We start from the raw sequence: 15,904 nt of genomic DNA on the forward strand, positions 1-15,904 counted from the left end.
AATTGTGTTCATTTGTTGAGGTTACTGATACTCTTGGGCACAAACCGAACGTTGTACAGGCAGGTTAAATGATTACTCAGGCATACGCCTTTGTGGCGCTTCTGTTTGCAGTTGCTGCAATACTTAAGTTTTTAGATGTATATGGACGCTGGAAAATCTTCCAGTATTTACCCGCGATTGTGGTGTTGTATTTTGTGGTGATGTTGTTATCTACCTTTGGTGTATGGCAACAAACACCTGAAATAAATCAGGCCTATAAATCCCTTAAATTACATATTCTGCCGGCAATGATATTCCTGATGTTACTCAATGCTGATTTACGCAAAATACGCCAGCTGGGTGGACGTATGCTAATGGCGTTTTTCGCAGCATCGATCAGCATTGGTATTGCTTTTGTTGTTGGGTTTACCCTGTTCCAGTCTTTTTTATTACCTGGTGCCTGGAAAACACTGGCTGCCTTAAGCGGAAGCTGGATGGGTGGCATGGGCAATATGGCAGCGGTGCAAATGGCGCTGGATGTGCCTGACAGCAGCATGGGATATACCTTATTAATAGACTCGATTGACTACGCGTTGTGGGTCATGTTGCTACTGGCACTGGTGCCTTACGCCAAAAAATTTGCCGACTGGACTGGTGCCGATACCAGCGTATTAGATGAAGTCGGCAGTAAATTATCCAGTGAGTCTCAGGTGCATAAAGGTGATCTCACCACGCCATTGTTATTGTTATTAGCCAGCTCATTAGTGGTCTCTATTGTCTCAATCAATATTGCCGGCTTGCTGCCTACCAGTGCCTTTTTTACACAAACAACCTGGACAGTGTTGATCGTGACTGTTGTTGGAGTACTGGCCGCCATGACCCCCATGAGTAAATTGTTTGGCGCTACTGAACTGTCGACATTAATGCTGTATTTGATCATCGCTTTAATTGCTTCGCGTGCTGATATAGCAGAATTGGCTGCAGCACCAACTTATATTTTGCTGGGGTTGGTTATCCTGGCGTTGCATGGCGTGATGATGGTGGTTTTTGCCAAGTTGTTTAAATTTGATTTGTTTACCTGTGGAGTTGCTTCACTGGCTAATATTGGTGGTGTGGCATCAGCACCGATTTTAGCGGCGGCATATTCCCGTGCGCTAATCCCAATTGGTGTATTAATGGCGTTGTTGGGGTATGTGATAGGCACCGGTGGTGGACTGATTGTTGGAAAAATTCTGTCTGTTATTGCAATTGGATAAAAGAGATCAACATGAAATTAATTAAATCCTGTTTATGCTTATTTTTGCTTGCCGGTTTTCAGTTGCAGGCACAGGAGCACTGGAAAACCGACGTTGTCGGCATTGATTATGCTCAACTGGAGCCAGCCTACTGGGTTAACAAGCTGGATAATAATGATCAAAATCAGGTTCTGATGACCCGCGAAGCCATCGACGGGTTTAATCAGCAACTGATTAGCAAAAATAAAGATGTGGTTGATCCACTGAATTATTACCCGGAGATACTGGATGCTGAAGCGCTGAAAAAATTGATTGAGTCAATTTCCAGTGTGCCATCATCCCAGCGTTTCTATCCTGACGGCGACGAGCTTAGTCCGCAAGATTTTGCCAACTATATTGAAAATCTCAATGAAGGCGGGATTAAGTCGAGTAATCTGGTACGGTATGGTTTGGCAGTGAAACGCGCGATGTTACGCACTTTTCCAACCACTGATCGTATTTTAAATCGTGGAATGGATGCTGATTTGGATCGCTTCCAGGAAAGTGGTTTATTCCCGGGAGATGCCGTGGCGATATTGCACCAGAGTAAAGATAGAAAATGGTTACTGGTGCAGAATTATCATTATCTTGCCTGGGTGAAAAAAGATGCAGTTGCTTTTGCGGATAAGCAACAAATTCAGGCATTTAAAACAGCCAAACCTTTTGCGGTGATAACTGGTTATCAGGTTAAAACTAACTACGTACCTGACAGTGATGTGTCACAAATTGTATTGGATATGGGTACCCGCTTACCTTTGTTAAGCAAAGATGAGTTACCTACAGAATTATACGGACAAAACCCGTATGCATCATACGCAGTTAAGTTGCCAACTCGTGACCAGCAAGGCAATTTGGTGATTAAACCTGCGCTGATTGCACGTCATTTTGATGTGAGTATTGGTTATTTGCCTTTTACCAAGGCCAATATTATCAGGCAGGGATTTAAGTTCCTTGGAGAGCGATATGGTTGGGGACATGACTACAATGGCCGTGACTGTACAGGGTTTGTCGGTGAAGTTTATAAAACGTTTGGTTTCAAAATGCCGCGTAATTCGGGCCAGCAGGGCGGAGCCAAATATGGAACCAACCACAGGTTTAACAAACAAGCCGAGTCAAAAGACAAACTTGCCGTTATCAATAAAATGCAAACCGGAGACCTGATTTATATCCCTGGTCACGTCATGATGGTGCTGGGTGAAGTAGATGGTCAGCCTTATGTTATTCATGATGTCAAAGGATTAGGTTATATGAACGCAGAGGGTAAACTTTATCGTGGAACTCTGAACGGTGTTTCGGTTACCCCACTTCTACCACTGCAATTATCAGTGGATACCAGTTATGTGGATCGTATCTATAACATTAAGCGTATTACGTCAGACAGTCAGGGGTAAGGATATTTATGAAAATTACAGATATCCGTTTTGCGCGCTTGAGCGTACCGTTAATCACCCCGTTTAAAACCGCACTGCGTAGCGTAAGTAATATTGATGATTTAGTGGTGTTGGTCGAAACCGACGAAGGTGTCACTGGATATGGTTCTGCCCCTTCTACGCCAGTGATCACTGGCGACACTCATGGATCTATGTTGTTCATAATTGAGAACATCATAAAACCACAGCTCGTTGGTATGCCAGTTGATGAGTTACAAGCGATTGTTAGCAAAATCCAGAAAAGTGCAGTAAGCAATACCAGTGCAAAAGCCGCAGTGGAAATTGCAGTCTATGACTTGTGGGCTAAATCACTAAATGCCCCGTTAAACACACTGCTCGGTGGCGGGCCTGCTACGTTGAAAACGGATGTTACCATTAGCGTTAATCCGGTGAATGAAATGGTAGCTGACAGCGAGCGTGCAATTACCGATGGATTCGATGTACTTAAGATTAAAATTGGTAATGATATCGCTCAGGATATTGAGCGGGTTAAAGCCATTTATGAGGTGATTAAGGATCGCGCTATTATTCGTCTGGATGTGAATCAGGGCTGGACGGCTAAACAAACGGTTTATGCAGTAAATCAACTTGAAAACGCAGGGGTGGAACTGGAGCTGATTGAGCAACCGGTTAAAAGTCATGATATTGATGGAATGCGATTTGTTACTCAGCGCGTTAATACTCCTGTGATGGCTGACGAAAGTGCTTTCTCTCCGCGTCAGGTTATTGAACTGCTTGAAACCGGAGCCGCAGATATTATCAATATTAAATTGATGAAGACGGGAGGGTTGTCCAACGCGCTTAAAATCGCTGATATTGCTTCCTCCTATCAGGCGGAATGCATGATAGGTTGTATGCTCGAAGGCAGTATCGGGGTTGCTGCGGCCGCTCATCTGGCTTCAGCGCGTTCTCAGGTAATTAATAAAATTGATCTGGATGGCCCGGCACTAGGCAAATTTGATCCTGTGCAAGGCGGCGCCACATTTAATAAATCACTGATAGAGCTGGGACGCGGGCCTGGACTGGGCATTGAATCCATTGAAGGTTTACAACCACTAGTGAATGGAGTTTGGCAATGAAAATTATGCAAAAAATGTTATTGAGTTTGTCACTGGCAATGGTGTCTCAGTTCAGTGTTGCTGATTTTTCGTCTCCGTTAAATCAGAATGATGTAAAACAATTAGTGGTAGCAGTATCCAATAATTGGGATGCAACCACTGCTACTTTGTATGCGTTTGAGAAACAACAGGGCAAATGGATTAAAAAAGACCTGACCTCTGAGGTCAACCTTGGCAGAACCGGTTTAGCCTGGGGGTTAGGTTTGCATCCAAAACAGCAAGGTCAGTACAAAAAAGAAGGTGATGGCAAAGCGCCTGCAGGAATTTTTGAACTAGGCACTGCTTTTGGATACTTACAACACGTAAATACGCATATGCCATATCAGCAAATGCAGGCTGGTAATTACTGTATGGACGTAAAAGGTTCGCCTTATTACAACCAGATAGTCGATGAAGCCAGTGTTGGAGCTGATGCGGTTAAAGCGTCATCTGAACCTATGCGTCTGGATATACATAAAAACCTTCCTATATATAAAAAAGGGCTGGTAGTTATGCATAATGCTGAGAATATTAACGGACAAGGAAGTTGTATTTTTATGCACTTGTGGAAAGGACAAGGTGTTCCTACCGCAGGTTGTACATCAATGCCGGAAACTGTGATGGATCGATTGTTAGCCTGGCTGGATAAATCTCAACATCCTCTTTATGTGGCACTGCCGCAGAAACAATATCAAGCCAAAAAACAAGCCTGGTCGTTACCTGACGTTAATTAAGCGTTTTTAGACTGGGTCCAATCCTTTACTGGTCAGAGCATGCCCTTGCGCCATAAGGCGCAGGGGCAAAAAATTTATTCGTTACATTCGATTGTTATTGGCGATAAATAAAGTTGTGTTTTTAGTAAGTTCGTTATATAAAATTCATATTGTTGTAATTTATTCAGAATAACTTATTCTTATCGGTATAATCTGATACTGAATTAAAGTTTGAGGAGTGAGCGTGGGTTCACACTATAGCGGCCTCGATTGGGCTGTGTTTGTCGCTTATGGTTTATTAATTGTCTTAACCGGCTGGTTTTTCAATCGCCAGCGGGCTGCTAATAGTCAGGACTACTTTCTGGGCGGCAACCAAATGCCCACGTGGATTGTGGCTATTTCAGTGCTGGCAACGTCGCAATCAGCGGCCACTTTTATTGGTGGTCCGGATCAGGGATATCAGGGTGACTTATCTTACCTTGCGACCAATATCGGAGCATTAATAGCGGTTTTATTTGTAGCCAAGGTACTTATTCCCAAATTTTACCAGTACAAGGTTTATACCGTGTATGAACTGCTGGAAAAACGCATGGGCACCAGCGCTAAACGGCAAGCAGGATTAATGTATTTATTTGGTCGGGTGTTTGCCAGTGGCGCGCGTTTGTATATGGCTGCAATTGCTGTGTCGATGATTCTTTTTGGTGATATTGCCCCCGGTAGCGTTATAAGTGCAACTGTAATTCTTGCTGCAGTTGGGGTGCTTTACACCGTGTTTGGCGGGATCCGTACTGTTATCTACAGTGATGTTGTGCAATGTGGTGTTTATGTGAGCGCGGCCATCTGCGTGATCTACTTTTTACTTAAAGCTATTCCGGCCGATATGTCGCAAATTATTAATGTGTTACAGCATCCGGCAGCAGACGCACCTTCTAAACTGGCGTTGTTTAAATTTAACTGGGATTTCAGCGCGTCAGGCGTGTTTAACATGGCCTCGGTTTTAACTGGATTTGTACTGTTGAATATTGCTGCGTTTGGTCTGGATCAGGATATGACCCAACGCGTACTGACCTGTAAAAGCGCTAAAGACGGCAGCAAAGCAATGCTTATGTCTATTGTGATGGTCGTTCCGGTAATGTTTTTGTTTATTGTCATTGGTTTGCTGCTTTTCATTTTTTATCAGCGTCCTGACATCATGTTAGGTAATGAAATGGCGGTAAATCAGGAGTTTAATGGCGAAAAAATTACCATTTTTATGTATTACGTACTGAATGAAATCCCTGCTGGTGTTAAAGGTCTGGTCACCATAGGCATTATTGCGGCGGCCCTCTCAACATTAAACTCAGGGTTGAATTCCATGTCGTCTGTATTGATTCAGGATATTTATCGTCCGTGGCTGGCGAAAAATAATCAGCAACGCGATGAACATCATTTTGTTAAAGCCGGTCAGGCTGGCATGGTGATAGTGTCAATTGCACTGGGTAGTATGGCTGTGCTTTGTTATTACTGGCAGCAATATACTGAAATGCCGTTGTTAAAGTTTGCCTTAAGTGTGATGGTCTTTTCGTATAGTGGATTACTGGGTGTGTATTTTACGGCGCTCTTTACTCAGCGTGGTAGCCAGCGCTCGGTATTGGCGGCATTAATTGTTGGTTTCCTCGTAACCCTGGCATTCCAGCCTTATGTGATGCAATTTCTGTTACCTGCAGAGTGGCAGATTAATCTTGGTTTTACCTGGCAACTTTGCATCGGTACATTAATTTCATTTCTGGTCTGTGTATCGGGCAACAGTGATGATGAAAACCGCAATATGTTCAAAGCCGGAGCACAATAAGTATGCGGCAACCTGAATACATATTGGGTGTGGATGGTGGTGGCACTAAAACCATCGGTCGTATGGTGCACATCGCGTCAGGCAGGATGTGGGAACAAAAATCAGGTCCGTCATCACTAACTAATGACTTTTCTTCTGCAGTGTCAGTTATTCAAACATTAGTTAAGCAATTATGTTTGCAAAGCCAGGCAACAGTGCAGCAAACGGCTGCCGTTATGGGGCTGGCTGGTGGTGGCAGTCCGGAACGTGCGGCAAGCTTACAAACCGCACTGGCATTATCTTTTGACGATTTATTTATTTGCAATGATGCTCGCACGTCACTGTTTGGAGCCAACAAGGGACAACCTATCGCGATGGTTGCACTTGGCACAGGGTCGGTAGGTGCGCGTTTGGATGCAGATGGACAAACATCCTTTTTTGGTGGCTGGGGATTTGCTGCCGGGGATGAAGGTGGCGGAGCAAAACTAGGATTGCACGCTGTCAAATGTGCGCTGACTGAGATTGATCGTTATGCTCAGTTGCGCAGTCGTCTGGCCAGAGCGCTGGGTGACAAAATTGGTGATAACCGCAAGGATATCCTTAACTGGTTATCAGTAGCCACACCCACAGACTACGCACAGTTTTCTCATTTGGTATTTGAGTATGCTGGTGATTGTCCTGTGGCCAGTAACATTGTTCTTATTCACAGCCAGCAGGTTGAACAGCTTATTTCAACTACATTAGGTGATACGCAATTATCGCTGGTGATGCTGGGCGGGTTAGCAAAACCCAGCCAGTCTTTTCTTTCAAGTCAATGTCTTGAGCGGTTAGTGGAACCCCTTGGGACGGCATTAGATGGTGCCTGTCTGCTCGCTGAAAAGCGTGCTGAACAGCGTATCGATAGCGGAGTAACAGGTAATGCCAGTTAAGCATTCAAATAAACAGTCAGTGTTGTTAGAAGAACTGAACTATATCGTATCGGAAGGACAAAACCCGGATACGCTTGATATTGATCTTCTCGATAGTATTTCTATTTTAAAGAAACTCAATGATGAAGATCAGAAAGTCCCCTTTGCCGTCAGACAAATTTTACCCGATATCGCTAAAGCGGTGGATGCGATTGTGCAAGCCTTTGCCAATGGCGGCCGTTTGATTTATATCGGAGCAGGAACCAGCGGCCGTTTAGGGGTGTTGGATGCAGTGGAGTGTCCTCCCACCTTTAGTGTGACTGACGAACAAGTGGTTGGTATTCTGGCCGGTGGTGAATCTGCCATGTTTAAAGCGGTTGAAGGTGCAGAAGATGATATGCAACTGGCGCTGGATGATTTAAAACAACGCAGGTTATCCAGTAAAGATGTATTGGTGGGAATAGCTGCCAGCGGACGCACACCTTATGTCATTTCAGCGCTGGCCTATGCGCGTGAGGTAGGGGCGACATCGGTGGGGGTTACCTGTAACCCCGATTCCGCGGTGGTTAACGATGCTGACATCGGATTGTGTGCTGTTGTGGGCGCAGAGGCGTTGACAGGTTCTACGCGGTTAAAATCCGGCAGTGCACAAAAACTTATCCTGAATATGTTAACTACCGCCAGCATGATACGCTCTGGTAAGAGTTATCAAAATTTGATGGTTGATGTAAATGCGACCAATGAAAAGCTTGCAGCACGTGCCATTCGTATCGTAATGCAAGCGACAGGATGCGATGCGGACACCGCAAAAGCCGCGTTACATCAGGCGAATGATAAAGCCAAACTGGCTATTTTGATGGTATTAACAGGAGTGGATGCAAAACAGGGGGAAAGTATGTTGCTCGGTTGTCATGGATTCCTGCGCAAAGCCGTGGAGGCCTCGGAAAAATCATGATGCGTCAATTTACCTTTAGTGTCTGTTTAATGTTTGCCATGTTGCTGGGTATCAGTGGTTGTGTATCAACATCCGATACAAAGCAAAATGAAATCCAGGTGGGGGCCAGCCAGCCTGAGCTTTACATGCCCATGCTACAAGGTAAAAAAGTGGGATTGGTGGTTAATCAGACTTCACGGGTAGGCAAACAGCATCTGGTTGACTATCTGCAATCCAAAGGTGTGGACATTCGATTTGTCTTCGCTCCTGAACATGGCTTTCGTGGTGATCATGATGCCGGTGCTCATGTCGATAATGCGATTGATCAGGCGACAGGGATCCCGGTTATTTCCATATATGGAAAAAACAAAAAGCCTGACCCTTTTTTAATGCAGCAACTGGATGTGGTGATTTTTGATATTCAGGATGTCGGGGTACGTTTTTACACTTTTATCAGTTCAATGCATTACATGATGGAAGCGGCGGCTGATGCTGGTATCAAATTTATGGTATTTGATCGCCCTAATCCCAATGGTAAATACGTTGATGGCCCCATTCTGGAACCAGAATTCCGCTCTTTTGTCGGCATGCATCCTATTCCTGTGTTGCATGGGATGACATTGGGTGAAATGGCACAAATGATCAGGGGTGAACATTGGTTGGATACTGATAAGTCACTTGACTTAACGGTTATCCCCGTTGCTAACTATCGTCGTGAAATGGCCTATTCGTTGCCAGTTAAACCCAGTCCTAACCTGCCCAACGATCAGTCAATTCAGTTATATCCTTCATTGTGCTTTTTTGAGGCAACACCCGTTAGCATTGGGCGTGGCACCGACTTTCCGTTTCAGGTAATTGGTCACGATGAGGTTCATGTAGGCAGTTTTGAGTTTAGCCCGCGCTCTATCGCTGGTGCTGCCAGCCATCCTAAACTGGAAGGTAAGCAGGCAACAGGCCAGGATTTACGACACAGCGAAATTGCCGGATTGGATTTGCAGCCTTTATTGCAATGGTCAAAAGCGTTTGATGAAAAAGGCCTGACTTTTTTCACCCGTGCCAGCTTTATGGATAAATTAGCCGGTACCGATAAACTGCGTTTAGCCATAGAACAGGGTACCAGCATGCAGGCCCTGCATCAGCAATGGCAGGACGGAATTGCTCAATTCCGTCAACAACGCCAACCTTATTTGCTTTATCCTGACTACCCTTAAAGGTCATTTAGGTCAAAAATAAAAAAGCACAGCATATGCTGTGCTTTTTAAATGACAAAATGAATTGGTTTTAGTTAATGAGCCGATTCGGTATGTTTGGGTAAAATCCGCCAAAGTACTAAATAGATGACTAAAGGAATGTCTCCAAATACCAGCGTTCCAACCACAAACGCGGCCTGAACGCCTCCCTTATTCCATCCATAATGCCTGGCAAGTCCGGCACAAATACCACCTGCGACAAAAGTGTCACCACGGGTAAGTTCTTTAGCGGATGTGGGATGCATTGTCTTGTTCTGGCATAAATATCAACGACTAATCATTGGCATGGCGATAATCGCTTACCACCATATTGGTTTTTTCCAGTAGTTTACGGCCCTGACGAGAAGATTGTGTAATCGCGATAAACAGGATATCAATCACAAATTCCTGACCCGTTCTGGCCAGGATCGATGACAGACGATGTGATTCATCTTCTGCAATGGAAAACAACTTTACATCTGCATGGCTTGAAACCGGTGTATCACCGTATTTGGTCAGTGATATGACCTTGCTGCCGTTTTTCTTGGCTTGCACTACCACCTCAGTGACTTCACGGGTGACACCCGATTCACTAATGGCAAATACCAAATCGTCTTTTGAAAAGGTGGCGACGTTAGCCAGTTGTGCATGACCATCGGGCTCAGCGATGGCTGCCATTCCCAGCTTTTGGAGTTTGTAGGAAAAATCCTTACCTACTAATGCAGAACCACCCAGTCCGCAAATTAATATGCGTTTGGCCGACTTGAGTAATTCGACCGCTTGCTCAAAGGCGTTAGCCTCGTTTAAATTTTTGGTTTCGGTCAGTACCGACATTTTGCTGGCGAGCAGTTTTTCTGCTATCTGCGATAAGCTGTCGTTAAGGGTGATTTTGCCATGTAAACGCGGCTCAGGTGATTCGTGATTAAGTGCATCTATCACGGCCAGTTTGAAGGTCGGATAACCTTTGTAGCCTAGTTTTTGTGCAAATTTAACCACGCTGGATTGACTAACATTAACTACCTTGGCCAGTTCAATTGACGATAGGTCACGAATGGCGTTAGGTGAGCTTAAAGTAAAGTCTGCCAATTTTGCTTCGCTGCGCGACAGGGATTTCCGTATTGCCTTTATTTTAACGAATGTTGTCATAATCTATTCATACAATAATAATTTATTCGGTTGACTATATAACATTAATTTTTATCGATTTGCCAGTTTAGTATTGTTATTTATTGAATATTGGTTGAATTTTTTGCAACCTGATTAGGTTAGATTAATAATTTTTGGTTATAAAAATAAAGTATTCGTATTTGTGTTATTTGATAAAATAAAAAAATCATAACTATTCGCTGGCTATTCTTATTCCAAACGAAAATTGATCAGCATCAGAGTGGGAGCTGCATGTGAGCACCGAATTGTCTCCATTTGATTTGTTTGTACGGCAATTAAAACCATTATTTGCGTCCCGGGACTTTATTGACGGTTACCTGCAGCGATATGCCTATGGCACTGATGCCAGCTTTTATCGCCTGATACCCCAGCTAGTGTTACGGGTTGACTCAATTGAACAATTAAGCCAAACGTTAAAAGCCGCCAATCGATACTCGGTGCCTGTTACGTTTCGCGCTGCTGGAACCAGTCTGTCCGGTCAGGCGATTACCGATTCGGTACTTATTGTCTTATCGTCACAGTGGCGTGGAATGGAAGTTCTCGATAACGGGCACAAAATTCGTTTACAGCCAGGTGTAATTGGCGCGGATGCTAATAAGGCACTGTTACCGCTAAAACGTAAAATAGGCCCGGATCCGGCCTCAATTAACGCCTGTAAAATTGGTGGTATTGCGGCAAATAATTCTTCTGGTATGTGTTGTGGAACCAAACACAACAGTTATCACACCCTGGCTGCCATGAAAGTTGTGTTAGCCGATGGCACTTTTTTAGACACGGGTTGTGAACAATCGAGAGCACAATTTCGCCAGTCACAGCAAACTTTGCTGGCAGGCATTAACAACCTGCAACGGCAATTACAGCAACAGCCACAATTAGTGGAACGAGTTCGTCACAAATACCGACTTAAAAATACCACCGGCTACGGTGTCAATGCGCTACTGGACTTTAGTGATCCTATTGATGTATTGAGTCACCTGATGATTGGCTCGGAAGGCACACTGGCATTTATCGCCGACATTACCTACAACACAGTGCCTTTACCTCAGTTTAGTGCCACTGGTTTGTATGTATTCAACAATATGCAGGCTACCTGCAAATTGGTGAGTGAATTAGCCAGGCTGGATGTTGATGCTGTTGAAATAATGGACGCACGGGCACTGAACAGCGTGCATCAAAAACTGCAAAATGTGTTGGGGAACAGTGGGTTTGATGCCGACAGTGCTGCATTATTAATTGAGTTTGGCGCAACGGATGAAACTGAGTTTTTACATAAAAAACAGCAGCTTGAACAGTGTATTAGTGGCTATGAATCTGCACAAATTGCCAGTCAGGCGTTCAGTCAGGATCGTGTGTTAGCGGCTGACTTATGGCAAATCCGCAAAGGAATGTTTCCTGCTGTAGGCGCAGTGCGGGAGGCGCAAACTACGGTAATAATCGAAGATATTGCGGTGCCAATTGAGCAATTAGCTGAAGGCGTGGCTGAGTTGCAGCAGCTCTTTATTAAATATGATTACCACGAAGCAATTATTTTTGGTCATGCATTAGCTGGCAATTTACATTTTGTATTCACACAGGCATTTAATTCAGATGCTGAAATAAAGCGCTATGAACAGTTTATGGCTGAGGTGGCCCAACTCGTTGCGGTGAAATATCAGGGCTCGTTAAAAGCGGAACACGGTACCGGACGTAACATGGCTCCCTTTGTTGAACTGGAGTGGGGCACTGATATTTATCAGTTTATGCGTGAATTAAAATCCTTATTTGATCCAAACGGAGTACTGAATCCCGGGGTATTAATTAATGATGATCCTGACTGTCATTTGCACAATTTAAAAACTATGCCTCAGGCAGATGAGCAGATCGACAGTTGTATTGAGTGTGGGTTTTGTGAACCGGTTTGTCCTTCCAAAGATTTGACCCTGACGCCCAGACAGCGGATCAGTTTATGGCGGCGTCGTTCTGAGTTATCCAACAGGATTTCGCTTACTTTAACCGAGCAGCATGAGTTAAAGGATATTGACGAGAACTATCAGCATTTTGGCATTGATAGCTGCGCGGCTACCGGTTTGTGCGCTACTCAGTGTCCGGTTGGCATTGATACGGGAGCCTTTGTGAAATCAGTGCGTGCCGGGCAAGTCTCAGCAACATCTTTAGCCAGTAGCGCGGCTAAGCACTTTGATAAAGCCACAGCCATAGCTCGTTTTGCCTTAAATGGGGTGAATGTCTGGCATAAAGTGACGGGCGACACTCTCACCAGAGGTACATTTTCACTGTTAAATAAAGTATCGGCCGGGCGCATCCCAAATTGGCATTCACATTTCCCTAAAGGCGCAGACATTGCTGACAAATTTGAGCATTCGGATACCTCAGGCACAGAGAAGGTGGTGTATATCAGCGCTTGTGCCAACCGAATGTTTGCACCCGATCCCCAGGCTAAAGACCAGCGCTCTATTCAGTCAGTTTTGGCCTCGGTGTTGGATAAAGCCGGCATCGAATTGTTGCAGCCAGAAAAGGTAAACAATTTGTGTTGTGGCATGCCCTGGGATTCAAAAGGTTACACTGATATCGCCAATAACAAACAACAACAATTACAACAGCAGATTGAGCTGCTTTCTGACAATGGAAAATGGCCGGTGGTTATGGATGCCAGTCCATGTTCGCTTCGTTTGCAACAACCGAATATCAAAGTGTATGAGTTAAGCGAGTACCTGCTTACTCACGTATTGAATAAACTGGATATAACACCTACCGATGAAAAAGTTATGTTGCATAAAACCTGCAGCAGCCTCAAGTTAGACAATGGCACTGCACTGCAGCAGTTGGCGCAAAAGCTGTCAAATCAGGTCATCGTGCCAGAGAAAATCTATTGTTGTGGTTTTGCTGGCGATAAAGGCTTTAGTCTGCCTGAGCTTAATGATGCTGCCCTATCGCCTTTAAAAGCGCAGGTGCCAGAAGACTGCTCACGAGGTATAAGTAATAGCCGTAGTTGTGAAATTGGTCTGGCTAAAAATGCCGGTGTACCTTATCAGTCGGTACTGTATTTATTGGATGAAGTGAGTATGCCCCGCAATTAACGGGGCATGCTAGAGCGTGTTGATCTTTGCTGTATGAATTTTGTTCTAACTAAACGCTTTTTAATCGCGACGCTTATTTGCAGGCCTAATGGATTAAGTCAAAAATAAGCAACAATGAGTGAAAAGTGTTTAGGACGAACCCTTCGGGCAACGTTTGCGCGGCATTTCTACTGCTTCAGCACTCATTTATGTAGAACAACTACACCACATTCATGCTTCATGGTTTAAATACCGCGCAACTCGTTGCAAAAATATACAGCAAAGATCAACACGCTCTCTTATTTTACTGCTCAATACTAACAGGCAAACTGCCTTTAGCTTCCAGCCTGCCGGTTAGAATATCTGCTACAGCATTAAACATTGGGCCACTAAATTCAGTGATTAAGCGGCCATAGTCGTCAACATATTCATGTTTAGCGGTATTGTGTGCGAAGGTGGCTAACACTGCGTCAGAATATGGCGCAAACTGCGGTACATTGTAAGGTGTGCGCAAACTGATAAAAATGCTGGCTTTATTTTGTTGTTTAGCAAACTTCATCAGCGCCAGCAGCGTATTAATTTGCTGCGTTTTATCCAGACGATCGCGCCACTGGGCAATATCATCCATTCCACCCATTTCCGCCATGCTTTGCTGAGGCGTAATATCGGCTGAAATAACTAAATCAGCCTGTTTGATTTGTTGTTGTGCTTTAGTTAAATCGGTATTTTTACCGGCCAGACTGGTACAACTGATATTAAACGCGGAATGACGATTTTTAAGCGCAAACGTCATGGCCATACATTTGGTCTGATCCGGCATTAGCAGGTGCAGTTTTTTTACCGAATCTTTGATTGGATATACGCCGTTATTGGCAATGTCTACTACTGCATGGTTAGCCAGTTTTTGTTCAATTTTTTTGTGTTGTGGCGCACCTAAGACTTTGCTGGCAATTTGGGTGGCTTCTTCAACATTATCGATGACACGTTTATTCAGGGCATATTGTTGTTTCAGTGTTTTTAACCGTTCAACTGACTGTGTTAGTTCGTCCAGTGAAATTTCACCTTGCTGCACGGCTATAGCAACATCGTTGATCAGCTGTTTAATTCTCGGAATATCCGCAGGTGAGCGGATAGGCATTGGCATCAGGGCAATATCCGAACCTGCTTTAAAGGTTTGAATAACCGCAGCTGTAGGATCAAAATAATGCGCAATACCCGCCATATTTAACGCATCGGTAACAATAACACCTTTAAACCCCATTTCTGTGCGCAAAAGGTCGGTCAAAATCTTACGTGACATGGTGGCGGGTAAGATGGTTTTACTGCCATCTTTGGCGATAAATTCGCTGTTATCCAATTGTGGATACTGAATATGGGCAGTCATGATCATGCCAGGATTGCTGTTATCAATGGCATATTTAAACGGTTTTAAATCTGTATTATTGATGGTGCTGCGGTCATGATCTACTCGTGGTAAGCCGGTATGGCTGTCGACACTGGTATCGCCGTGTCCCGGAAAGTGTTTAAGCGAAGAAATAATGCCTTGTTGCTGCATCGCGTTCATTTGCGCTAAACCTAATTTGGCTACCTGATCGGCGTCTTCACCAAAGGAACGCACGTTAATCACCGGATTAAGTGGGTTAACATTAACATCAACTGTCGGCGCGAAATTGACATTAAAACCTACTGACAACAACTCTTTGGCAATAATCTCACCACTTTGCAGGGCAAATTGTGTTCCGCTGTTTTTAGCTGTGGCGCCAATCGCCATATTGCCGCTGAAAGACGTGCCCAGATGATGAGGAATACGTACAACCCGTCCGCCTTCCTGATCAACCGCAATAAACAGTGGATCATGACCTGCACTCAGTGACGCTTGCTGAATATCATGATTGAGTTTAACCATTTGTTTGGTACTAACCAGATTGTTGGCAAATAAAACAATGCCACCCACATCAGTGTCAGCAATCATCGATGCTAAATCAGCAGGTAATTCGGTTACTGGCGATGTACAGCGTTTTCCCGCTGGCACGTCATCACAGAAATAACGTATATCCAGCATCAGTTTTTGTGCCACCATTCTGGCAATGACAGGATCGGCTTTTACCTCTGCAGGTGGTGTTTTGCTGGCGCAGGCACTTAGTAATAAAGTTGCAGCACCCATGCATAAATAACTGGCTGATTTAGAATACATTTAAACTCCGAAGGCAAACGATTGGACTTAGGGCATAAAGATGAACTCAATCTATCAGATTTGCATTAAAAAGTAATGGATAAAATATCACTATTAATTATTTTATGTGGAATTAA

12 protein-coding genes are annotated in these 15,904 nt (G+C 44.2%); 9 read left to right on the forward strand and 3 right to left on the reverse strand.

Annotated features, from left to right (window positions below; genetic code table 11):
• Positions 1-68: 68 nt before the first annotated feature.
• From H8B19_RS07140 to H8B19_RS07175, 8 genes are all read left to right on the forward strand, one after another.
• Positions 69-1,235, forward strand: a complete 1,167-nt coding sequence (locus H8B19_RS07140; protein ID WP_186506110.1) for a DUF819 family protein — start codon at positions 69-71, stop codon at positions 1,233-1,235.
• Positions 1,236-1,246: 11 nt separating this feature from the next.
• Positions 1,247-2,644 carry a C40 family peptidase gene (locus tag H8B19_RS07145; RefSeq protein ID WP_186506111.1) on the forward strand — a complete coding sequence of 466 codons (1,398 nt, stop codon included), beginning with the start codon at positions 1,247-1,249 and terminating at the stop codon, positions 2,642-2,644.
• 8 nt (positions 2,645-2,652) lie between these two features.
• On the forward strand, positions 2,653-3,762 hold the full coding sequence (locus tag H8B19_RS07150; RefSeq protein ID WP_186506112.1) for a dipeptide epimerase: 1,110 nt from the start codon (positions 2,653-2,655) through the stop codon (positions 3,760-3,762).
• Positions 3,759-4,514: a L,D-transpeptidase family protein gene (locus H8B19_RS07155; protein WP_206683168.1), complete on the forward strand. Its 756-nt coding sequence runs from the start codon at positions 3,759-3,761 to the stop codon at positions 4,512-4,514. The genes H8B19_RS07150 and H8B19_RS07155 overlap by 4 nt, the downstream gene beginning before the upstream one ends.
• A 223-nt stretch (positions 4,515-4,737) precedes the next feature.
• Positions 4,738-6,324: a sodium:solute symporter family transporter gene (locus H8B19_RS07160; protein WP_186506113.1), complete on the forward strand. Its 1,587-nt coding sequence runs from the start codon at positions 4,738-4,740 to the stop codon at positions 6,322-6,324.
• Between the two features lie 2 nt (positions 6,325-6,326).
• Positions 6,327-7,232, forward strand: coding sequence for a glucosamine kinase nucleotide-binding domain-containing protein (locus tag H8B19_RS07165; RefSeq protein WP_186506114.1), 906 nt, complete (start codon positions 6,327-6,329; stop codon positions 7,230-7,232).
• Positions 7,222-8,166 (forward strand): N-acetylmuramic acid 6-phosphate etherase, encoded by a 945-nt coding sequence (murQ, locus tag H8B19_RS07170; protein WP_186506115.1) that lies wholly within the window; start codon positions 7,222-7,224, stop codon positions 8,164-8,166. Before H8B19_RS07165 ends, murQ begins: the two co-directional genes overlap by 11 nt.
• 38 nt (positions 8,167-8,204) lie before the next feature.
• A complete protein-coding gene (locus tag H8B19_RS07175; protein ID WP_241737530.1) occupies positions 8,205-9,356 on the forward strand; it encodes an exo-beta-N-acetylmuramidase NamZ family protein in 1,152 nt (383 codons plus the stop codon).
• Between the two features lie 74 nt (positions 9,357-9,430).
• Here H8B19_RS07175 and H8B19_RS07180 read toward each other — a convergent pair whose 3' ends face one another.
• Together H8B19_RS07180 and H8B19_RS07185 are read right to left on the reverse strand one after the other, a co-directional pair.
• Positions 9,431-9,640 (reverse strand): PspC domain-containing protein, encoded by a 210-nt coding sequence (locus H8B19_RS07180; protein ID WP_186506116.1) that lies wholly within the window; start codon positions 9,638-9,640, stop codon positions 9,431-9,433.
• A gap of 28 nt (positions 9,641-9,668) precedes the next feature.
• Positions 9,669-10,520: a MurR/RpiR family transcriptional regulator gene (locus H8B19_RS07185; RefSeq protein WP_186506117.1), complete on the reverse strand. Its 852-nt coding sequence runs from the start codon at positions 10,518-10,520 to the stop codon at positions 9,669-9,671.
• 254 nt (positions 10,521-10,774) lie between these two features.
• On the opposite strand from H8B19_RS07185, the gene H8B19_RS07190 reads away from it, so the two are divergent.
• The gene (locus H8B19_RS07190; protein WP_186506118.1) at positions 10,775-13,615 is read left to right on the forward strand and encodes an FAD-linked oxidase C-terminal domain-containing protein; all 2,841 of its coding nucleotides are present in this window, start codon (positions 10,775-10,777) and stop codon (positions 13,613-13,615) included.
• Between the two features lie 283 nt (positions 13,616-13,898).
• Here H8B19_RS07190 and H8B19_RS07195 read toward each other — a convergent pair whose 3' ends face one another.
• Positions 13,899-15,788, reverse strand: a complete 1,890-nt coding sequence (locus tag H8B19_RS07195) for a glycoside hydrolase family 3 protein (protein WP_241737515.1) — start codon at positions 15,786-15,788, stop codon at positions 13,899-13,901.
• Positions 15,789-15,904: the final 116 nt, after the last annotated feature.

The sequence above is a fragment of the Neptunicella marina genome (assembly GCF_014270035.1).
GTDB lineage: Bacteria > Pseudomonadota > Gammaproteobacteria > Enterobacterales > Alteromonadaceae > Neptunicella > Neptunicella marina.